This window comes from Desulfovibrio piger ATCC 29098, from assembly GCF_000156375.1.
GTDB classification, from domain to species: domain Bacteria; phylum Desulfobacterota; class Desulfovibrionia; order Desulfovibrionales; family Desulfovibrionaceae; genus Desulfovibrio; species Desulfovibrio piger.
This window is the reverse complement of record NZ_DS996354.1, coordinates 199690-218833: the sequence shown is the minus strand read 5'-3', so window position 1 is coordinate 218833 and position 19144 is coordinate 199690. Positions and strand designations below refer to the sequence as shown.

28 protein-coding genes and 2 tRNA genes are annotated in these 19144 nt (G+C 59.6%); 6 read left to right on the top strand and 24 right to left on the bottom strand.

Annotation, left to right across the window (positions count from 1 at the left end):
* Nucleotides 1–103: 103 nt before the first annotated feature.
* The 4 genes from DESPIG_RS03205 to DESPIG_RS03190 all read right to left on the bottom strand — a co-directional run bounded on the left by DESPIG_RS03205 (nt 104) and on the right by DESPIG_RS03190 (nt 4044).
* Complete coding sequence (locus DESPIG_RS03205; RefSeq protein WP_040369155.1) at nt 104–1369, bottom strand: O-acetylhomoserine aminocarboxypropyltransferase/cysteine synthase family protein; 1266 nt, start codon at nt 1367–1369, stop codon at nt 104–106.
* A gap of 150 nt (nt 1370–1519) precedes the next feature.
* On the bottom strand, nt 1520–1963 hold the full coding sequence (locus DESPIG_RS03200; RefSeq protein ID WP_006004951.1) for a 2-thiouracil desulfurase family protein: 444 nt from the start codon (nt 1961–1963) through the stop codon (nt 1520–1522).
* Nucleotides 1963–2241: a hypothetical protein gene (locus DESPIG_RS03195; protein ID WP_147589168.1), complete on the bottom strand. Its 279-nt coding sequence runs from the start codon at nt 2239–2241 to the stop codon at nt 1963–1965. The genes DESPIG_RS03200 and DESPIG_RS03195 overlap by 1 nt, the downstream gene beginning before the upstream one ends.
* A 78-nt stretch (nt 2242–2319) precedes the next feature.
* Nucleotides 2320–4044 carry a YeiH family protein gene (locus DESPIG_RS03190; RefSeq protein WP_006004948.1) on the bottom strand — a complete coding sequence of 575 codons (1725 nt, stop codon included), beginning with the start codon at nt 4042–4044 and terminating at the stop codon, nt 2320–2322.
* 421 nt (nt 4045–4465) lie between these two features.
* On the opposite strand from DESPIG_RS03190, the gene DESPIG_RS03185 reads away from it, so the two are divergent.
* Nucleotides 4466–4540 (top strand) — tRNA-Gln (locus tag DESPIG_RS03185).
* A gap of 17 nt (nt 4541–4557) precedes the next feature.
* Nucleotides 4558–4634, top strand: a tRNA-Glu gene (locus tag DESPIG_RS03180).
* 30 nt (nt 4635–4664) lie between these two features.
* On the opposite strand, the gene DESPIG_RS12710 is transcribed toward DESPIG_RS03180, so the two are convergent.
* The 4 genes from DESPIG_RS12710 to DESPIG_RS03160 all read right to left on the bottom strand — a co-directional run bounded on the left by DESPIG_RS12710 (nt 4665) and on the right by DESPIG_RS03160 (nt 7044).
* On the bottom strand, nt 4665–5849 hold the full coding sequence (locus DESPIG_RS12710) for a tyrosine-type recombinase/integrase (RefSeq protein WP_006004944.1): 1185 nt from the start codon (nt 5847–5849) through the stop codon (nt 4665–4667).
* Nucleotides 5850–6039: 190 nt separating this feature from the next.
* Nucleotides 6040–6489: a hypothetical protein gene (locus DESPIG_RS12705; RefSeq protein WP_006004942.1), complete on the bottom strand. Its 450-nt coding sequence runs from the start codon at nt 6487–6489 to the stop codon at nt 6040–6042.
* Nucleotides 6473–6805 (bottom strand): hypothetical protein, encoded by a 333-nt coding sequence (locus DESPIG_RS03165; protein WP_006004940.1) that lies wholly within the window; start codon nt 6803–6805, stop codon nt 6473–6475. The genes DESPIG_RS12705 and DESPIG_RS03165 overlap by 17 nt, the downstream gene beginning before the upstream one ends.
* Nucleotides 6806–6807: 2 nt before the next feature.
* A complete protein-coding gene (locus DESPIG_RS03160) occupies nt 6808–7044 on the bottom strand; it encodes a hypothetical protein (protein WP_006004938.1) in 237 nt (78 codons plus the stop codon).
* On the opposite strand from DESPIG_RS03160, the gene DESPIG_RS13565 reads away from it, so the two are divergent.
* Complete coding sequence (locus DESPIG_RS13565) at nt 7043–7714, top strand: hypothetical protein (protein WP_147589166.1); 672 nt, start codon at nt 7043–7045, stop codon at nt 7712–7714. The two genes, DESPIG_RS03160 and DESPIG_RS13565, sit on opposite strands and share 2 nt — an antisense overlap.
* 99 nt (nt 7715–7813) lie before the next feature.
* On the opposite strand, the gene DESPIG_RS13560 is transcribed toward DESPIG_RS13565, so the two are convergent.
* Genes DESPIG_RS13560 through DESPIG_RS03145 form a run of 3 tightly spaced genes read right to left on the bottom strand, consistent with a single transcriptional unit; the run spans nt 7814 to nt 8835 of the window.
* Nucleotides 7814–7975: a hypothetical protein gene (locus DESPIG_RS13560; protein ID WP_006004931.1), complete on the bottom strand. Its 162-nt coding sequence runs from the start codon at nt 7973–7975 to the stop codon at nt 7814–7816.
* Nucleotides 7976–8033: 58 nt separating this feature from the next.
* Nucleotides 8034–8489, bottom strand: a complete 456-nt coding sequence (locus tag DESPIG_RS03150; RefSeq protein ID WP_006004930.1) for a phage regulatory CII family protein — start codon at nt 8487–8489, stop codon at nt 8034–8036.
* Nucleotides 8490–8541: 52 nt separating this feature from the next.
* Nucleotides 8542–8835 (bottom strand): helix-turn-helix domain-containing protein, encoded by a 294-nt coding sequence (locus DESPIG_RS03145; protein ID WP_006004928.1) that lies wholly within the window; start codon nt 8833–8835, stop codon nt 8542–8544.
* A gap of 112 nt (nt 8836–8947) precedes the next feature.
* Here DESPIG_RS03145 and DESPIG_RS03140 point away from each other — a divergent pair, with 112 nt between their 5' ends.
* The 3 genes from DESPIG_RS03140 to DESPIG_RS03130 all read left to right on the top strand — a co-directional run bounded on the left by DESPIG_RS03140 (nt 8948) and on the right by DESPIG_RS03130 (nt 10659).
* Nucleotides 8948–9361, top strand: coding sequence for a hypothetical protein (locus DESPIG_RS03140; RefSeq protein ID WP_040369152.1), 414 nt, complete (start codon nt 8948–8950; stop codon nt 9359–9361).
* A gap of 290 nt (nt 9362–9651) precedes the next feature.
* Nucleotides 9652–9999 (top strand): hypothetical protein, encoded by a 348-nt coding sequence (locus DESPIG_RS03135; protein ID WP_006004924.1) that lies wholly within the window; start codon nt 9652–9654, stop codon nt 9997–9999.
* Nucleotides 10000–10023: 24 nt separating this feature from the next.
* Nucleotides 10024–10659, top strand: a complete 636-nt coding sequence (locus tag DESPIG_RS03130; RefSeq protein WP_006004922.1) for a DUF4875 domain-containing protein — start codon at nt 10024–10026, stop codon at nt 10657–10659.
* Nucleotides 10660–10717: 58 nt separating this feature from the next.
* Here the strand turns inward: DESPIG_RS03130 and DESPIG_RS03125 are convergent, their stop codons facing one another.
* The 13 genes from DESPIG_RS03125 to DESPIG_RS03070 form a co-directional block, all read right to left on the bottom strand.
* Nucleotides 10718–11074: a hypothetical protein gene (locus DESPIG_RS03125; RefSeq protein WP_006004921.1), complete on the bottom strand. Its 357-nt coding sequence runs from the start codon at nt 11072–11074 to the stop codon at nt 10718–10720.
* Between the two features lie 57 nt (nt 11075–11131).
* Nucleotides 11132–11311, bottom strand: coding sequence for a hypothetical protein (locus DESPIG_RS03120; protein ID WP_006004919.1), 180 nt, complete (start codon nt 11309–11311; stop codon nt 11132–11134).
* A gap of 47 nt (nt 11312–11358) precedes the next feature.
* Nucleotides 11359–12096 carry a hypothetical protein gene (locus DESPIG_RS12700; protein WP_006004918.1) on the bottom strand — a complete coding sequence of 246 codons (738 nt, stop codon included), beginning with the start codon at nt 12094–12096 and terminating at the stop codon, nt 11359–11361.
* A 206-nt stretch (nt 12097–12302) separates the two neighbouring features.
* Nucleotides 12303–12836 (bottom strand): hypothetical protein, encoded by a 534-nt coding sequence (locus tag DESPIG_RS13555; RefSeq protein ID WP_147589164.1) that lies wholly within the window; start codon nt 12834–12836, stop codon nt 12303–12305.
* A 164-nt stretch (nt 12837–13000) separates the two neighbouring features.
* A complete protein-coding gene (locus tag DESPIG_RS03110) occupies nt 13001–13258 on the bottom strand; it encodes a hypothetical protein (protein ID WP_040369149.1) in 258 nt (85 codons plus the stop codon).
* Between the two features lie 330 nt (nt 13259–13588).
* The gene (locus DESPIG_RS03105; RefSeq protein ID WP_147589162.1) at nt 13589–14584 is read right to left on the bottom strand and encodes an AcrVA2 family anti-CRISPR protein; all 996 of its coding nucleotides are present in this window, start codon (nt 14582–14584) and stop codon (nt 13589–13591) included.
* A gap of 117 nt (nt 14585–14701) precedes the next feature.
* Complete coding sequence (locus DESPIG_RS03100) at nt 14702–15085, bottom strand: hypothetical protein (protein ID WP_040369146.1); 384 nt, start codon at nt 15083–15085, stop codon at nt 14702–14704.
* A 131-nt stretch (nt 15086–15216) separates the two neighbouring features.
* On the bottom strand, nt 15217–16002 hold the full coding sequence (locus DESPIG_RS03095) for a DUF3560 domain-containing protein (protein ID WP_006004906.1): 786 nt from the start codon (nt 16000–16002) through the stop codon (nt 15217–15219).
* Between the two features lie 67 nt (nt 16003–16069).
* On the bottom strand, nt 16070–16324 hold the full coding sequence (locus DESPIG_RS03090) for a hypothetical protein (protein ID WP_006004904.1): 255 nt from the start codon (nt 16322–16324) through the stop codon (nt 16070–16072).
* Between the two features lie 137 nt (nt 16325–16461).
* A complete protein-coding gene (locus tag DESPIG_RS03085; RefSeq protein ID WP_006004902.1) occupies nt 16462–17514 on the bottom strand; it encodes a tyrosine-type recombinase/integrase in 1053 nt (350 codons plus the stop codon).
* Between the two features lie 46 nt (nt 17515–17560).
* Nucleotides 17561–18325, bottom strand: a complete 765-nt coding sequence (locus DESPIG_RS03080; protein ID WP_006004900.1) for a hypothetical protein — start codon at nt 18323–18325, stop codon at nt 17561–17563.
* Nucleotides 18312–18488, bottom strand: a complete 177-nt coding sequence (gene nrdD / locus DESPIG_RS13550) for an anaerobic ribonucleoside-triphosphate reductase (protein WP_006004899.1) — start codon at nt 18486–18488, stop codon at nt 18312–18314. Before nrdD ends, DESPIG_RS03080 begins: the two co-directional genes overlap by 14 nt.
* A 98-nt stretch (nt 18489–18586) precedes the next feature.
* On the bottom strand, nt 18587–19099 hold the full coding sequence (locus DESPIG_RS03070; RefSeq protein ID WP_040369144.1) for a tail fiber assembly protein: 513 nt from the start codon (nt 19097–19099) through the stop codon (nt 18587–18589).
* Nucleotides 19100–19144: the final 45 nt, after the last annotated feature.

Here is a 19144-nt window from a genome sequence, read left to right as displayed (position 1 = left end):
CTGCCCTTTTCCTGACGGAACGGCCGAGGATTGCCAGCCATAACGCAAAGAGAGCGGGCCCCTGCGGGACCCGCTCTCTTATTTTGCACCGTATCGTTATGGACTAAGCCTGCGCCAGCGCCTGCGACAGGTCTTCCAGAAGGTCATCGATATTTTCCAGACCGACGGACAGGCGCACCATGCCGGGCGTGATGCCCGCTTCTGTGAGCTGCTCATCGCTGAGCTGGCGATGCGTGGAGCTGGCAGGATGCAGGACGCAGGTGCGGATATCGGCCACATGCACCTGCAGGGACACCATCTTCAGGCTGTCGATGAAACGGGCCCCGGCATCGCGGCCGCCCTTGAGCGAGAAGGAGATGACGCCGCTGCAGCCCTTGGGCAGATATTTTTCGGCCAGCGCCTTGTCGTGGCTGTCCGGCAGCCAGGGGTAGCAGACGCTCTCCACCTTGTCGTGGCCGGCCAGGAAGGTCGCCACGGCTTCGGCATTGCGGCAGTGGCGTTCCATGCGCAAAGGCAGGGTCTCCAGGCCCTGATTGATGTAGAAGGCGCCCTGCGGCGTCTGGCAGCAGCCTAGATCGCGCATGAGCTGCACGCGGGCCTTGACGATGAAGGCCGCCTTGCCGAAGGCCTTGGTATAAATGAGGCCATGGTAGGAGGCGTCAGGCTCGGTGAATTCGGGGAAGCGCCCGGAAGTCCAGTCGAACTTGCCGCTGTCCACGATGACGCCGCCCATCTGCAGGGCGTGGCCGTCCATATACTTGGTGGTGGAGTGGACGACGATGTCGGCACCGAAATCGAAGGGACGGCAGAGCACCGGCGTGGCGAAGGTGTTGTCCACGATCAGGGGCAGGCCGTGACGATGGGCCAGGGCCGCGATGCGTTCGATATCCAGCACGTCCATGGAAGGATTGGTCAGGGTCTCGCCGAACACGGCCCTGGTGTTGGGGCGGATGGCCTTTTCGATCTCGGCGTCATCGGCCCGCTGATCCACGAAGGTCACTTCGATGCCCATTTTTTTCAGCGTCACGGCGAACAGATTGAAGGTGCCGCCGTAGATGCTGGCCATGCTGACCACATGGTCGCCGCTCCGGGCCAGGTTGAGGATGGCGATAAGGTTGGCAGCCTGCCCCGAAGAGGTGCACAGGGCGCCGACGCCACCTTCCAGAGCCGCGATCTTCTGCTCCACGGCGTCCACCGTGGGGTTGCCCAGACGGGTGTAGAAAAAGCCGGAAGTTTCCAGGTCAAAAAGCTTGGCCACTTCGGCCGTGGAGTCATAAGTAAAGGTCGTGCTCTGCACGATGGGCAGTACCCGGGGCTCACCGTTCTTGGGGGTATAGCCCGCATGCAGGCAAAGCGATTCGGTTTTCATGGGTTCCTCGTTCCGTAAAAAGTCCATTCGGCAGCGTCTGCCGGCCTTTTTTCTTATCTGATGGATAGGAGAAACACAAGCCGCAGCGCCCCAAAACAAAAGCCCGTCCTCAGGGAAGACGGGCAACGACTAAAGTGGCCTTCCACAGGCCTAGATATCTTCGGGCAGATGCTCCTCGGTGTACAGGGCGAATCCGGCCTCGCGCAACATGCGCGCCCACAGCCCGTCACCGGGACAAAGAGTACGGCTGAACGTGCCGTCATAGACCTGCCCAACACCACAGGAGGGCGAACGCCTCTTGAGGATGGCAGCCGTGCAGCCGTGCTTGCGGGCTATCTCCATGGCCAGGCGGGCCCCCCGGAAGAAATCCTCCGTCAGATCCCTGCCATCCTGCGACAGGACACGCCCTTCCCTGATCTCGCACGGCGGACGCGGTACGGGCAGGCAGGCCAGCCCCTCGGGACAGGCCGTGACCGCCTCTCCCCTGCGCACCAGTTCCTGGACCGCGGCACAGGCATTGCTTCCGCCGTCATAACGACAAAATTCTCCGGCCAAACAGGCGCTGACCACAAAACGGCACACAGGCATCGTCATCACAGCTCCGCATTCCGTCGCTGGGCTATGGCCAGTTCGCGCCGCTCGGCCATCCCCGCTTTGACGGCACGTTTCATGGCTTCCTCAGCGGACTGTACCACAGGGACATTGGTGTAATACAGGGCGCCGCTGTCCAAGCCATTCTCTTCCTGGACACGGTCATAGTGCTGCCAGGCAGGGCTCAGGGCCACAAGACGCGGCGTGATGACCGCAAAAAAGACCCACAGGCTTACGCCCCAAAGGACAAGCTTGCCCATCTTGAAGATTCTGTCATTCATGAGGATCACCCTACACCGGAACATTCGGGAAAAAAAGGGGGCCGTTCCGGGAACGGCCCCCTTGATTGCAGATGAAGCTTAGATCTTGGCCGTGATTTCGGGGAAGACCTTGTAGAACATGATCCAGGCCATGAGCAGGGTCAGGGCCAGGTTCAGGGACTGACCGCAGACATAGAGCAGGATGGGCTTGCCGCCCTTGAAGTACTTGCCCAGCTCGCGGAAGTTGGTGGTCAGACCGATGGACACGAAGGCCAGGGCGAAGAACCAGCCGCGCAGGGGCACGGAGATCTTGTTGATACCGTTGTCCACCAGCATCTTGCCCACGTCAGCACCCAGGGAGGAGCTGACCACGGACATGACGATGGAAGCCGTCAGGAAGCCCAGCACGAACTTGGGGAAGCGGTGCCAGATCTCCATGGCGCTGACCTTCTGGCCTTCCTGCACGTCCACCTTGGCGCACCAGTACATGGCCACGCAGAAGGCGGTCACGCCGATGAGCACGTTCTGGATCATCTTGACCGTAGCGGCCACCTGCAGGGCCTTGGGACCGATGAAGGCACCGGCAGCGGCCACGGCGCCGGTGGCGTCCACGGTACCGCCGATCCAGGCACCACCCAGGATCTCAGGCATACCCACCCAGTTGATGAAGGCGGGCATGGCCACCATCATGATGGCGGTAAAGGTCAGGGACAGGCCGATGGACAGGGTCAGTTCTTCCTTCTTGGCGCGGCAGGCAGCAGCGGTGGCGATGGCCGCCGAGGTACCACACACGGACATGTCGGCGGAAATGACCATGTTCAGGGTACGGGAAGGCATCTTGAGCACCTTCTGGCCGAAGATGAAGGTGCTGATGAGCACTATGGGGGTCACCACCCAGGCCACGAAGATGCCGGGGATACCGATGGCCAGGATCTTGTGGAACAGCACTTCGGCGCCCAGCAGCACCAGACCGGCCTTGATGAAGTATTCCACCTGGGCGCCGTCCTTGACCAGCTTGGGCGTGCCGATGGTGTTGGCGATGATCATGCCGATGGCGATGGACCAGATCTCGGCGTTGATGCCGTAAAGGCGCATGGTCTTCTGGTTGCCCAGGATGTTGGCCAGCACGCAAAGGGCGTAGATGATGAGGAAGGAGACGAAGAACTTGCCGGGGTTCATGCCCATGAACACGGCACCGACGGTGCACAGGGCGCCCAGCCCCAGCCCCAGCACGATGAGGGTGGGGATGCGGTTGAAGGGCTTGGCCAGACCGGAAGCAGCCTTGGAGGCCTTTTTCTCGGCGCTCTGCCAGGAGTCGATGGCGGCCTTGGCGGCATCGTTCAGACCGGCGTCCTGATAACCGGCAGCGGCGGCGGCATCCTGGGCGGCCTTGGCCGTGACCAGAGCTTCGGCAGCGGCCTGCTTGGCGGCTTCGACCTTGGGCTTGAGGGCGGCGTTGCGCTCATCCGCGCGGGCCTGATCCATCATCAGGGCGTCCAGAGGATTGTCGGTCCAGCGGGCGGGCGTCTTCAGATAGGCGATGACATCAGCCACCTGGGACTGCTTCTGGGCCTGTACGTTTTTCTGGGCGGCAGTGGCCTTGTACCATTCGATGGTCTTGAAAGGCTTGCTTTCTTCGGCCTTGATGATGGTCTCATATTCGTTGAACTTGGCTTCGAGGGCCGGACGCTGGCCAAAGCACAGCCATGCGGCCACGATCAGGAAGAAAAAGCCGATCCAGATGGCCCAGTAGTCTTCCTTCTTCCACAAGTCGGACCACTGCGACTTGGCACGGTCGACAACGACTTCGTTGTTTTGTTCCATAACAGACAACCTCCGTTTGCGGCCGGGCTGCTCCCCGCCACGTCATGATTGAGAATGGCAACAAGAAGGCTTTTTTGCGGAGCGTTCCCTCCCATCCCGAAAAAAGACAGCGGCTTTTTTCACAAAGCATCTTGCTCTTGCGGCGCGCACAGGCCGCATATCCCAAGGATAATACCGGGCAAAGGGACAAAGTAAAGTAAACTATTCTCACAGGATAGAAACATTCATCCCGCCATCTGACCATGGAAAATCAATAGGTTAGATATCATGTGAAATATTTTGTAATGCATCATCCTGTAGCTGCGCCAGGTGGATCTTCCCTCCTGACCGCTCCCCTTTTTTCCCGAATTCGGCTCTTCAAAATTTTTTTGACTTTTTTGTTGACAAGGAGGCCTGTTTTGCGTAGGTTCCATTTTCGCGATGGGCTGTCGTTCAATTGGCAGGACGGCGGATTCTGGCTCCGCTAATCAAGGTTCGAGTCCTTGCAGCCCAGCCATAACAACTTCATAGTGCGTCCCCATCGTCTAGCCGGCCCAGGACAACGGCCTTTCACGCCGTCGACAGGGGTTCAAATCCCCTTGGGGACGCCAAAGATTTCACTGCGTTACAGAAGCGCTTTCCTATTGGAGTCTGTTGTTTACAGACCCATGTTTACAAAATGCCTCGCGGGGTTCCGGCCTGCGGGGCATTTCCATTTCCAGCAGCTGTTCGGCTGCAATCCCTATACTGCTCTCGCCCAGAGCGTCCATCATGACGCTCCGATCTCCGTACAATCCGGCGCTGCGGACATAGATGTCCGTCGTGGTGGCACGGCTATGCCCCATGAGCGTCTGGGCCACGGCCAGCCCGCCGGCAGTGAATGTTATGGCTGCGGCCTTGTGGCGCAGGGCGTGGAAGCCGAAGGGCTTGACCCCTGCCTTGCGGCACAGGCGCGGCATCAGTTTGCTGCGCTGCTGGAAGGGCTCTCCAAGCGTCCCGTCGCAATGCTCCTGCATGAAGACGTTATCCACCACGCAGGGGCGGACGGCCTGCCACCAGCGCAGGGCCTTGGCCAGTTCCGGGTGCATGGGCACCCAGCGGGCCCGCGAGCTTCCGTCCCGGCCCTTGTGATCCACCAGCCGGATGCTCCCGGAATCGAAGTTGACATCCGACCAGAGCAGGCGGAACACCTCGCCCCGCCGCGCTCCGGTGTAGTAGTACGTCAGGAGCATCACCAGATCTTGCCCATGTGCCTGCTGGAGGACTTTTATCACGTCCTCCTCCGGGGGGACATAACGCACCCCGGCTTCCACAGGAAACGGCCTGATTCGCTCCAGGGGGCAATGCGCCTGCGGGAAGCCCGGAAAGCCGCTGTCCACAGCCCAGTTCCATGCTGCCAGCAGGTTCTTGCGGTAGACGTTGGCCCGCCGTGGGCCGCGCTCGCTGGCCACCTTAGTCAGAAACAGCGTCCATGTGCTTCGGGTCAGGTCTTCGACGCCTGTCAGCCCCGCCTCACGGCAGTAGCCGAACAAGGCCTGCATGACCGTCTGTTTTTCCGTCAGTGTGATCCGCGACATGGTACGCCCCACATGGTCAAGATAGGCTTCGCCCCATGCCAAGAGCAGCCCGAAGCCCGTGAGGGTCTTCCGCTGCCGCTCCCGCAGCTCCAAAAATTCTTTTTTTCGCTCGACCTCCCATGTCTTGGCCGCCATCCACTCCGGGCCTTTGCTGCGGCCCGGAGGGAAAACCTTGCTGTCCACCTGCTGGCCGTCGATGACGACACGCGCCAGCCAGCAGTTCCCCCGGCTCTTGAGTTTCGTGGGCATTGTTGAAGAACTCCATCACTGTGCCCCAGCGAAACCGCCAGCGTCTTCCAAAGCGTTTGCCGCCGAGCTGGAAGGCTACCCGCCGCACGGTTCGGCGGTCAAGTCGCAAGGCAGTGGCGACCTCGTCCAGAGAAAGCACATCATCAGCTTCCCAGACAGGCATGGGATAACTCCTGCGCCGGATGTCCGGCTACCTCTTCACGTCGTTTGGCCAGCCGAAATACTCCGGCAGCATCTCCGCGTCCGGAGCGGCCATATCCGCCTCGCTGACGCGGATTTTCCGGCGCTCCCGCTTGTCGCGGGCCATGAAGTGGCTGTTGATCTTGCGCGCCCGCTGCAAGGACGTGCGGGCCTCTTCAAGCTCCTGATGGAGTGCGGCGTTCTCCTCCTGCAGGACGGCCAGCTTGCGGGCCTGATCCTCAAGCTCCTCGACGGTGGATTCCGAGCGCAGCAGGCCGACCAGCTCCATGATCTCCCCCACATAGAGGGACTTGGGGTGCCGCTTGCGGTAGAGGGTGCAGCGGTAGTTTTCGTCGATTTTCAGCATCCCGCGCGGCCCGAAGACCTGCCCGCGCCGGTTGATGCAGTATCCCGGATAATGAGGGACGGGATAGCACGGGATCTCATGCGCGGTCGTCATGGCTCTTCTCCTCCTCCGGTTCCACGAACACGAGCCTGCCGTCCGTGATCCACGATTCAGGAACCCAGAGATGGGTGGCAAGTCCACAGTTGGGGCAGCGCCACTCAAGGTACAGAAGGAACTCATGGCCGGCGCCCTCCGAGGCGCGACGCTCCACGAGGCAGACGGCCCCGTCCGGGGGAACTTTCACAAATTCTGGGCGCACATCAGAGAAATCCTCGGCAGTGACGTACTTCCCCTTGTAATCCTTCTTGTAGCGGGGCGTGGCGACACGGCGCCAGCCGGGGGCGATCTTTTGCATCAGCTGGGCAGACATGGCTACATCACCTCCAGGACATCGTCGATATTAGCGGAAGCGTCCGTAAGGGCATCCACGGCCTCTTCCAGCCTGTCCAGAGCATCCTGCATCTGCTCGCCCTTTTCCGATTCCTGCCAGCGTTCGCTGCGGCTGTCGTAGCGCTCCTGTTCGGTATCCACGAGGTCACGCAGCTGGCTGGTGATCTGCTCGATGCTGCTCTGGATGATCTCCAGCTTGGTGCGTCGGCTACTGTACATGGGCATCCTCTTTTTTCTTGAGCTCGACGGCGTTTTCAATGTCCCTGCCCATGTCTTCGAGCCGCTCAACTATGGCAAGCGTCATCTTCCAGTGTTCCACGGGGGAAATATGCCCGCTGGCCAGGCTCATACGACATACCTGCCCTTTCGTGTTTTTGGCGCAGAAGACCAACTCTATACATTCAGTCTCGGGGGAACAAACGTTCTTTCCTATGTCTTCGACAAACTTTTTCAGCAAGCCGAGCGCATCATTGGTATGGTCTTGACTCAGCATCTATTTCCTCACTTGACGCCACTCGGAACAGGCCGGGCGGCTTGGGGCAAAATTGTAAGCGGGACAGGGCAACGTCCGGCGCATCTCCAGAGTGCAAAGCTCGCAGTTGTCGCAGCAACGCCATTCTTCCGGGACAGGTTCATGCCGGTGACGGCAGTGTATTTCATGCTCACGACAGTCCTGCTCTTCTTGAAATTCAAAGCCACAGAAAACACAGTAATAAAGGTCGAGTTTGTAAACCTCGCCTTCATAGTGGCTTTCAAAGCACTCTTGCGCCTCGTCTTCCGTGGCATAGTCGCTATCGCAGTAAGGACAGGCGTAACGAATCTCTTTTCTGGGCATGACAGCCTCACTGCTTTTGCTCACGTTCCTGCAGCGTCTGCTGCAATCTCCTGATGTGCCGACGGTTCGACACGTTCCAGATGAGGGCCAGAGCCAGCCAGCAGCCCGCCAGAGCTGCGAGCAGGATGGCCCCTAGAAGCAGACCTTCGCCCATCACGCCACCGCCTCCTTGAGCTGACGGACAGCGCAGATGAGGGGCAGCAGAGCCATGATCTGGCGGAAATTCGCCATGATGCGCACCCGCTTGCCATCCAGGGTCACGATGTAGGTGGCCTGATTGACAGCCGTACCGGGTTGGGAGTAATTCTTGCTCATACCATTTGCTCCTTCGGGAGTTTCGCCCCTTGGCTGTTGCAGCAGCCGAGGGGCTTTTTTATTTGGCGGCCTGCGCCCTGTCGCTGAGTTCCATCACTCTCAGGATGGCGGACAGGGCCATCTGGCCGTCCCGCGCGATGCGGGCCTGTTCCTCTGCCGTGATGATGCCGTCGTCGAGGCTTTGCGCCACCTGCGCGGCGAACTCGCCGAACTGGCGGACGCTCTCCACCAGCGAGGCCGTGACCTCGTGGCTGCCCGGAGAGACCGGCGGAAGCTCCACATACACACCGCCCATCTGCCGGGCCAGATGATGCATGGGAGCGGATGCGCCCGTCAGCTGCATGATGGGCAGGACGATCTCCGCCCCCAGCTTGTGGCCCGGCTGTGCCGACAGCTGCGACATCAGCGTGGCGTAGCGCATGCCCAGCGCATCGGCCACGGCCTCGGCGGAGATGCCGTTGGGCGCGTATTTGACCGCGTGCTGGCACAAGATCCTGATCTGTTCATCCTGCATTGCGAAAATCCCTTCTTGTCTTGCGTGACGCCCGCCGTGTCGGGCAGGTAAACTATTCGTGTCCCACCCCGGACGGAACATCCGCGGTCTGGGTCAGCCCGGGGAAAATAGGCGGACAGCTGACAGGCCCGGGGCGGCCGTCAAACGGCTTCGGGAGCAGGTCTTCAGGAAAGCCCAGCCGAAGGCAGGTAGCATGGTGGTGGGAGGGCATGGTCTCCGCGCGGATCATCATATTCACCCGCTGCGGTGTCACACCCAGCTGGTCAGCAAGATCCTTGCTGCGGATGAAGTGTTCCTTCATCCAGACCCGCAACAGTACAGAGCGCGGGAGATTCAGGCTTGTCATGGTATCCCCCTCTTGTTAGGTTGTTTGAATAGGTTGTTGCAAAAACTTTCTTTATTTTTATCAAAAAAATCTTTATTCGTCAAGATTAGGCGGAAAAGGACTTTCTTTCGCAATGCAGCTGTTCGAACGGATACGCTTCCTCGCCCAGAAAAAAAGCATTCCTCAGGCGAAACTCGGTGAAATCATTGGTGTCTATCCCCAGAAGTTCAGCCAGTGGCTTACCGAGAAAAGCCAGAAAAACCTCTGGGAGCATCTGCCAACGATCCTGGAAAATTTTCCCGATGTCCGGCCGGAGTGGCTGTATTACGAGGACGGCCCCATGCTGCGGGAAGCCGGATCCCCTCCCCCAAGCCGGGATCTGGAACGGCAGCTCGATGAGGCCCGGGCCAAGATCGCGGCCCTTGAGGCGGAATTGCGCGAGGCAGACCGCCTGAACCGCAAACTCACGGCCCGCCTGCTGGTCGATGGCGTCGGGGACAATGCCGATGCGAACAATACCGGAAAGGCCAGCGACGGGCACGGATAAGCAAATTCTCCAGCAAGTGAGCGAACCATGAAATATCTTCTTCCTTTGCTGACCATGCTGACCGCCCTGCTCCTTGCGGGCTGCCATCACGGCCACGGATGCTAAACATACCGCCGGGACCGGGCCTTTCCCCTCGTATCTGTCTTGATGGTTCTTGGCGGTTCCTGCTGGGGCAGTCCCGGCGGCTCCGGGCAGGCCCGGAAAGGTTTTTAATCGTGTTTCTCTGTTGAATTTCAAAATAAACCTAGTTTTATTGTTATGTCAACAGAAAAACTTTTTTAGGTATCCCTATGCATCTTTTCGAACGCGTCAAAAAAATAGCTAAGAATTTCGCTGGGTCAGATGCAGCACTCGCCAAAAAACTGGGCTATAAGCAGCAAACTTTTTTTGGATATCTCAACGAGAAGCGCCAAGATAACCTCTGGCCGATTCTACCGCGTATCCTCGAACTTTTTCCCGAGTTGAACCGCGACTGGCTCTACTTTGAGGAAGGAGAGATGCTTACCAGCGACGCCCCGGCAGAAGCGGCCTCTATATCTGACTGCCAGCGACGCATCGCCGAGCTGGAAGCCGAACTGAAAGAAGAACGCGCCCTGAACCGGCGGCTGACGGAACGATTGCTGGAGATGGGGAAATAGAATAACCTATTTTGAGGAGGTTCTATGGTCACTACCCGTCTTTCCCGGATTCTACTTGCTGGTCTTGTCTGTCTGTTTGTTCTCCCCTTGTTCTCGTTCTCAGTCCGGGCGGATGAACAGAGCGAAGCCCAATTTTTTGCGCCCACCAAAGAAAGCCCGTATGAAGGCATCCCCGGACGGCTGCGCTATAATGTCCGTATTGTTCTGGTGGAGCAGGACAAACAGGGGAACTACATAGCCAGACGGGATTCTTCCACCGTCAGCAAGCGCCAGCTGGCAGCCACTGTCATCGCTGCCGCCCGCTATTATGCCCAAGAGAAACGTGCCGCTGTGGTAAGCATCACACTGGACAGCCAGCCCGGACCGGCCTTCGGCAAGACCGTCCTCGCTACAGCCACCTATGCCCCTGACGGCAAGGGCGTATCCGGCTCAGATGACTGGACATGGAACACGCTGCAAGCCACGCCGCGCGGTCTGACTGCCCAGGAACTCAAGATCCAATGCCTTTGGGGCGAAATGCGCGGTAAGTTCCAAGTGGACGGCTCCACGGATGAAAGACGGCTCAAGGCCGCCATCGCCAAAAAATTGAAGATCCCGGCGGAAAAAGTGATGCTCAACCCGGTCTTCCCGGAGCCTTTCCCGCAGGAGTGGACGCGGTAGACGAAAAAACGGCCCGGCCGGATCACCGGTCAGGCCGTCCATTATGCCATGGTCATGCTCAGGCAGCGTGCCGGCGGCACTTGGCCCTCCACTCAACCGCGTACTGGCGGAAGACCGACGGCTCCGGGAACAGCTCTTCCAGCGGAGAGAGCTTGTCCAGGATCGCAGGTGGGCAGTTATAGTAGGTCGGCCCCATATACTCGTCGATCAGCTTGTAGCCGTACCACAGCCGGTCATGGCAGGTGTCATACCGGGCGACCATGCCGAAGATGAGCCCATTTTCCAGCCGGACGGCCATGTAGACGACCCGCTCCCCACGATCCCTGTGGCTCGCCACCACCTCCAGATGCAATTCGTTGCTGAAAAATTCCTTGTCGCTGAGACGCTCATCGCGGTCACAATACAGCCAACCCATATCAAACCTCCGTGCATGATGGTGTGCGCCCGGAATTTTCCGGGCGCTGGTTACTGATTACAGGACGCTCCAGATGTAATCCGGCTCCAGACCGGTGATGTCGGCAAAGACCTCTTCGGGATCGAGGCCTTCATCGAGGGCCTCCAGCATGGCCTCGCGGGCCTCACGCATCACCTCCAGCGCCTCGTGGCGGGAAAGGCCGTCTCGCTCCATGAGGATGGTCAGCACTTCGTTCATGTCAGGCTCCTTTTCATGCGCCCCGGCAGAAGCCGGGGCCTTTGTGGTTAGCGGGAAGCGGTCTCCAGCCAGTGGGAGAAATCCAGAACGGCCTGGCTACCGCGAGGCAGGCCGTACTTGAAGTTCTCCTTGCGGATCGTCCAGCCGGAGTGACGATAGGGGCCGCTCAGGTAGTAGCCGGAGCCGCCCGCATAGTTCTCGCGATTCTCCTCCCCTTCCGTGGCCAGCTTTTCCGTGGGGCCGAAGGTGGCCGCCAGCTTGCGCATCTCGCGGAAGTTGTTGCGGTCGGACTTGGAGAAGCCCAGCAGGACGCGCTCGGTCACCCTATGCACGATGTAGTCGGTCATGATGTCGCTTATGGCTTCGCGCAGCTCGGCGACGATGTATCCCTTGGCCCACTCCGGCGTGTGTTCCTTCCAGAAGGCCTCGCACCGGCTTTCCCGCTCGCGACGCTCCTGCTTCGCCTTGGCCTTCTCCTGGGCGCGGATGGCATCCGCCTGCAGGACGGACTGGTACAGGGCCTCGCAGCTGGACTGATCCTCGCGAAACTCCGTATTGGGGTGCCAGTGGATGATGGTGCGGTACGGCTCGGCGATGCCATGGGCGGAGACCCATTGGCCGTAAGGCCGCCCGTCCTGCCCTTCCGGGGTGGCGATGAACAGCTCAAGGATGTCGTAGCGCTGGCGGGTGCGGACGACCGTGTAGACCCTGCTGTAGCTGATGACGAGGCGGCCCAGATAATCAGGGCTGTCCTGGGAAACGGTGGGGGAAAAGATGGTGTGCATGAGGTGGCTCCTTTTTTTCGAGGGTTGCGCCCGGCCTGTGGCACGGCGGACATTGTTTGTGTAAGTTATTGAATTTCCATAACTTATCTATACAATATTGGCTCACCCTCGTACACAAAAAAATGAATAAAATCGAAGAAATGGCAAAAAAAAAACCGCCGAAGCGGTTTTTACTTGGGTATGGAAATCATCCATCAGAGGCATCATCATTGCTGGGATGCAGGCGGCGTATCCTGGAGCTCGTGATTTTCGCCAGCCTTCTGCCTTTTCTCCCTCCTCTTGGCTTCAGCCTTTGCATTGGAGAGGCGTTTCCCCTCACGTCGGCAGGCCTCCGAGCAATAGCCGTTTTTCCCGTAGGCCTGGTACGCTGCCCCGCAAATTGGGCAGATTCGCTCTTTTTTCCGGCGTTTTTCATTGCGCACGGGATTCATCGCATCCTTATGCTCGACGTAGTAGGCCATCCCTTGTGCGCTATCGACAGCTTTTACTGCATCCGCGGCACACGCCGGGCAGTAGCGTTGATTCGGCCCGATGACAGTGTATGGCGTGCCACAGATGGCACAGCTATCCGTGCTGCCAAGTTCTCTCACATCCCCCGTCCTTTTACGGGCCTTGTACGCTGCCGACTGTTTTTTTCGCCTCTCCAAGCGGCACTGGGGGCAATACCATGCGCGTGGGCCGCCCACAAACGACATGCCGCATGCACGGCAGACACGCTGCCTCAGAGAGCTGTCCTTCATCCCCTTCTCCTCAGCTACCTTGACAGTCCAGGGGGATCATGGTCTTCTTTCCTTGCAGGGCGGTTCCGGGGGGATTTCTCCCCCCGGCCCCATTGAAGCATCACTGCTTCTGCATTACATCACCGCCCTGTGTCCGGCCCCGCTTCTCGCGAAAGCGGGGCTTTTTAATTGCCCTCGGGCAGATTGAAGCCCCAAGCATGGGCAGCATCAACCGTCATGACGCGGAAGCTCTGGCCGTTGCGATCAGTGGTCAGGAAGCCTTGGCGCATCACATCTTCCAGAGCGGTATGGCTTTCGATGCTGGGGGCGTCGATGACGCGGCGAAACACCCTCGTGGAGACGACGGCAATGCGTTCGTCGCAGTTGTTGTACTGCGCGGTATCCTTGGCCCGGAAAGTAGTGCCATTGAAAGTGAGCTGCATTTTTTTTCTCCTTTGTTTTTCGTCCGGCTTCCCCGCCGTCCGTGAATCCTTTATGGCGCAATCTTGATTTATTGTCAATATAAAAATCAAGATTACACCATAAAAAAACCCCGCCGAAGCGGGGCGTTTCGCAAAAATCATCCCAGATTTGTGCGGATCAAGTGCTCAAAAATTTCTGTCCGGCTCTGGCCGCTGGATGCCTGGGCTGCGTCCACCAGCGCCCAGATTTCTGGGGCGAGCGTCACCTGTCGGGCGATCTTTTTCCGTGGATTATGAGGGCTTCTTGGCCGACCAGCTCCAGAGCGCTTCCCTCCCCAGCCGGACTTTTTGTCATCTGTCTCCATCAACGTCCTCCTTATCTCGATGACCTCCAGCGATGAGGGGGTGAATCCAGCGCAGCACAAACTTTTGCGGAGAATCGCCCTTGCGGGGGCCAGTCCAGTAGCCATGCCAGTGAGCGCGACGAAGATGAGCGCGCACCGTGCGACCTGTGCCCTCTGGACAGCTGTTGCTGACCTGCGTAGGCTCCCGCAGCCAAGCAGCAAGTTCCTGGCCTACCGTCCAGATGCGGGGCGACTGAGCCGGGAAAAGCCGCCAACCGCTTTTGACACGCTTGGGCCGGGGATGGTCAGGCCTGCTGCCTGGACGCCGGGTATCGTCGATTTCCGGCGCATCCGTGCAGAGATAGAGGATCAGGGAGAGCAGGCGAGAAAGCCCCTCGGCATCGCCCCGGACATCACTCTCCGTCTGTGCAGAAATAGCACCATGCCGGCGCGCTTCGGTCAAAAATCCTTCGATAGCCGCCCCCAGATCTCCGCCCAGATGCAGGGGGTAGGCCTGGAACCCTCCTTCTGCATCGAGGAAAAGGCGCAGCTCCTCATGACCATCATTGGCGTCATGCTCGAGATGTACCCAAAAGCCGTATAACGCCTCACCGTGCCAAATCATTCCGGGCGTCTCGATATAAAGACACCACTCCGGCAGGCAGTGCAGGACATCTGTGGGGATCGTTCCTTCAAGGGGGCTGTCAAGCAGCGCCTGCAGGAGCTCTGGGGCTATCCTGTAGATGCCCTGTGAGTATCGCCACGCACCGATAGCCGCCAGCCTAGAGACCTCACTGGCCTGATCAACTCCCAGCAGCTGCCCCCCAGCCAGATGGGAGCTTGCGATGGCGTACCATCCCCCCATAGGCATGAGGACATATGGGGGCCAATCAGGCAAGCCCTCCCTGTTGGACAAAAAATCGTCGAGAATCCGACCCATCCTGGGATAATCCCGCGTCAGGGCATGCAAGGCCTGCAACGGGCGGGGGATATTATTCTTCATTTTCTTCGGCCAGAGCGCCCCGGCCATTGACAGGCCGGGGCGGTTGTGGTTTCTTTTTTTTACCTTACTTCCCCACGTTCGTGGGGCTTGGCCCGGTTTCTCCAGAACCGGGCTTTTTTATTCAGCTTCCTGCATATCGACATCAATGATTGCGTCAAACAGCTCGATCAGAGAGCTATAAGGGCCGTGGCGGCGTACTTCATCACGATCCAACTCCGTTCCAGGCTCCTCGGGGCGGAAATAATCCTCACCATATTCAGCATTTCGAACGAGGGAATACTGTGTGCCGTCATCATAAAGAGGTTGGCCGAACTGGCGAAGAAAAACTTCCTCCTCAGCCTCCTGCGCTATCTTTTCAAGGAGATGTTCGCGATAAGAGGGGATATACACAACGCCCATTTCGGGAGAAATCTTCCACGAACCTTCACCCAGGTTTTGGGCGTTGAGAGTTTCAAGCTCCCGTGAGGTTTCCTGCATCGCCGCCCAAGTAGCCTTTAACATTTTTTTCTCCTTTGTTTTCCCGTTCGGCTTTCCCGCCGTCCGTGAATCCTTTATGGCGCAATCTTGATTTATTGTCAATACAAAAATCAAGATTGCGCCATAAAAAGCCCCGCCGAAGCGGGGCTTGCTTATCAGGCGTCCAGCCTTTCACGGACGCACATGGCGGCGAAACGGCCACGACCGTTCAGCATCCGCACCCACGCCTTTCTGGTGGGCGACCAGCGGAAGCCGTAATCCTTGAGCATCTGGCGGGTATCGTCATCGGGCTTGCCCGGGAAAAGGAACATGATCCGGTTTTCCTCGGTGTCCTCCCGGTAGGTGTATCCCCGCCCTTCCTCTTCCCTGCTCTCGGCAGCGGCGGCCCGCTCCAGTTCGCGGATGCGTTGCTCCACCCGGCGGATGTTGGCGTTGCTGTTCTGAAGCGAGTAAGGCGCGAAGCCGACACGCCCCAGGCAGTCAGGCTTGAGGATGTCCTGCGCTTCCCCTTCGCTCACGCCCAGCGCCATGAGGTTCGCCAGTTTGGCTTCGGGCGTCTTGCCCTTGCGGATAGCGGCATTGGCTGCCTTCATGAACTCGTGGTTCCGCCGCAGGTTCTCCAGCTTGTCATTGAGCTTGTCCAGGGCATCAGGATCATCGCTGGAGATGCCGCCGCTCCCGACTTTGGCGGCCTTCTCCTCGTAGTAATCGGCCTTGTCCATCGTGGCGAAGGCCTTGCCGAACGTATTGTGGATGCGGTCGCGGTAGCGCCTGTCCCGGCCCTCGGAGTGATGCCCCACGAGGATGGGCTGGCCAAAGGGGATGGCCGAGGCCATCTCGTGGGCCTGGTCGTGGAGCCGGTGCGCTTCGTCACGCAGCCGGCTGGCCTTTTCTTCGTAGCGTGCCCGGCGGGCTTCCTGCTTTTCTTCGTAGCTGTTCATGATGGTGTCCTTTTTTGAGGTTGCCCTGCCCCGGCGTGTGGCACCACCGGAGCAGGGATGATACGGCCTAGGCCCCTTCGATGATCTCTTCCAGCATCTCGTTGTTGATGATGTCCAGCAGGATGAAGGCTGCTTTGATGTCCTTCATTTCCATGTTGGACTTGAGATCACGCATCAGCGAGGTCACAAGAGGGGACGCCCCTTCCATGTCACCCGTGCGGAAGCGGTAGCCCGCTTCTCCGACCGCCGTTTCCGGCAGGCCGTGCCAAGAAACGCGGGACAGGATGTAGCTGGCGTGGCGGATGATGTCGTAGCTGCTCATTCTCAGGCTCCTTTGAGATAAGTTGTTGAATTTCAATAACTTATCTATACAATATAGTGGCGTTGTCGTACACAAAAAAGTGAAGAAAATCGGCTAAATGGCAAAAAAAATGCCCCCCGAAAACGGGGGGCCAAGGTCTATTCTTCCGGCAGGATGGAGGGAAGGCGCTGGACGGCATCACGCTTGAGGTGGGCCGTCACATGCTGGTAATGCTCAAGAATCATGCTCTTGCTGGTATGCCCCATGATCTCGGCCAGGCTGCCGATGTCAGCCCCATGCTCAAGCGCCATCGTTGGGAACGCATGGCGCAGAGAATATGGCACGATACGGCGCTGGATACCTGCCGCGCGACGGGCGCTATGCCACGCCGCGCCGACGCTCTTTACCGGCCTGCCATGGTAGTGGATGACCCAGGGACAGCCGATGGCGCTGTCCTCATCCTGCCAGCGGCGCATGAGCGCCACCAGATCGCCACGCAGGGGCACGAAACGTCCGTCAGGGCCATCGGCCTTGGAAGCCGACGGCATGTTGAGCTGGGCCGCGTCCAGATCCACGTCAGCCCAGCGCAGACGGAACAGCTCGCTTGGCCCGATACGCGGACCGCAGTACATGCCGATGGCGATGATGCGGCGGATATGTGGGGCGGCGACCTCCATCATCTTCCGTCCTTCCGCCGCTGTGGGCGGCGAGGCCCTCCGGCTGCGGACACGCGGTAGTTTCATGCCGTCCAGTGGGTTGGCGGCCAGACGCCCCGTTGTCACGGCCCAGCGCAGCGCGGAACGCAGAATGCCCAGGCGCAGCCGCACCGTGGACAATCCCACCTGCCGCAGTGCCTGGGCTTCGCGGAAGGCCAGCACATCCTGCATGGTCAGCATCCTAGCTTTACGAGTGCCGAACATGGCCAGCAAGGGGCGGCAGTGATAGGCCGTCGCCTTTTTCGTTCCGGGACGGGTTATCTGCAACTCAAGGTAGAGCTGGATTATCTCCCGCACCGTCAGGCTTTGCGCGCTTATCCGGGCACTGCGCTGCCGAGCCTGTTTTTTGAGCTGACGCTCCCGCTCGATGACCTGTCTCATGGTCGCCGCGAAGGCGTCACGTTCGGATTCCGAGGTGAACGTCCGGCGCCGCGTCCTGCCTGTCGCCGGGTCACGCCACGAGAATCGCCATTTTTCCAGTCTGTCTTTTTCCATAAAGAACCTCCAGGGTCCTTATGGCAAAAAGAACTCAGAAAAAAAGCTACCTTGGCACCATCCTGCTCTCAAGGCGAGCCATGAGGGCCAGAGCCTCCCGTTTTTCCATCCTGGCCCCCTGGTGCCCCTGCAACCGGATCCACCAGTGGTTGGCATAACAACGGCAGGCGCTGACCTTCCCCCCCTGGCTGGCGGTCAGGCCGCGACACACGCCTGGCAGGAACCAGTGCAGAAGGTTCCAGTCTCGACGCTGCCAGCACCAGCCGATCCAATTTGCCAGATCCGCGACCAGCCCGCGCAGCCCGGCCTGCAGGAAGCGATCCTGCCAGAAAACACAGTCCTCGGCCCGGATGCTGGCCCCATCGTGGGCCCATGAGGCAAAGGCGCGCACTGAGAACCTGCCGCGGATGCCCCAGTTACGGATCACACAACGCCTCATGGTCACGCGAACGCCATCTTGCGCCTCCGGAGCGCGGCGTCCGATGTCGCGCACGATACAGTCCTCCAGCAGAAGCTCTCCACGGGCTGCATCTGATTCTGGGTAGTCGCCATTTCCCCAGAGGACGCCCTTGCCTACGCGGCAGACCTTAGTCATCCGGGCCTCGGCACGAGCCCCGTCCACGCCGGAGAGGCCTTCATCCAGCTTATCCAAGGGCCAGCGGCCGAGATCGACCGTACAGTTGCGGATAACCACAGGGCCATCGCTGCCGTACACCGTGATGCCATCCCCTCCCCGGCTCACGGGAGCCGTGATGTACACATCCTCGATCACGCCCCCGATAGGGAGAGACAGCCCATCATCGTCCTGCATCCTGACCTCCCATGCCGTGCTTCACCCGTTCGCGCTCCTCGGCGCGCTTGGCGTTGTTGAAGCGATCAAGCGTGCCCACCAGATAGCCGGTGATGCGGCGGATGCGCTGAAAAAGGACGCCCTCACCGCGTTCCTTGGCCGATGCTTCGTGTGGTTCCATCATGTGCTCCTAGAACGACAAAACGTCCGCCAGAGAGGCCGGGAAGACTGGCGGATAGAGGGCAGATTGCGTCGCGCAAAGGATAATCTCCATGCCGCCTCCTACGCCTCCAGCCCGGCAGGCATCACCGGCCACGGCGTTTCTTCGCCGCCGCCATCCCAGGGCGCGCCCTCCTGCGAAGGAAGATCGCGCAGGGCCTGGCGATAGAGCTGCACAGCCTCTTTGAGGGTATTATCCAGCGGGTAGTCCTGCATGAGCAGGTAATCCGTGGCGGACAGACGGCGGTCTCGCTCGGCGCGCAGGCGCTCGAAACGGGCAGCCTCGCTGTTGTATTCGGCCAGACGGGCTGCCTCGGCCTCGGCGGCAGCCTGCTCCAGACGAGCTTTTTCTTCTTTCCACAGCTCCACATACGGCGCGATCTGGCCTGCGTAGCTGTCGGCGGCCAGGGGCTCATTGTGGGGTGGCTCATCGCCGCTGCCCAGCCATTCGATGTGGCCCTGCTTCCCGTCCCATTGCAGGGCGTGCATGCGCTCCGGAGCGTTAAACGCGAAAGTCAGAGCCTGACCGTCCACGATCACGAGCCTGTCCGCAGGCACAACGGTTACTCTGGACATGTCTTTCCTCCTTATTTTTTGCCGCATTGCGGCGGGTTAAAAAAT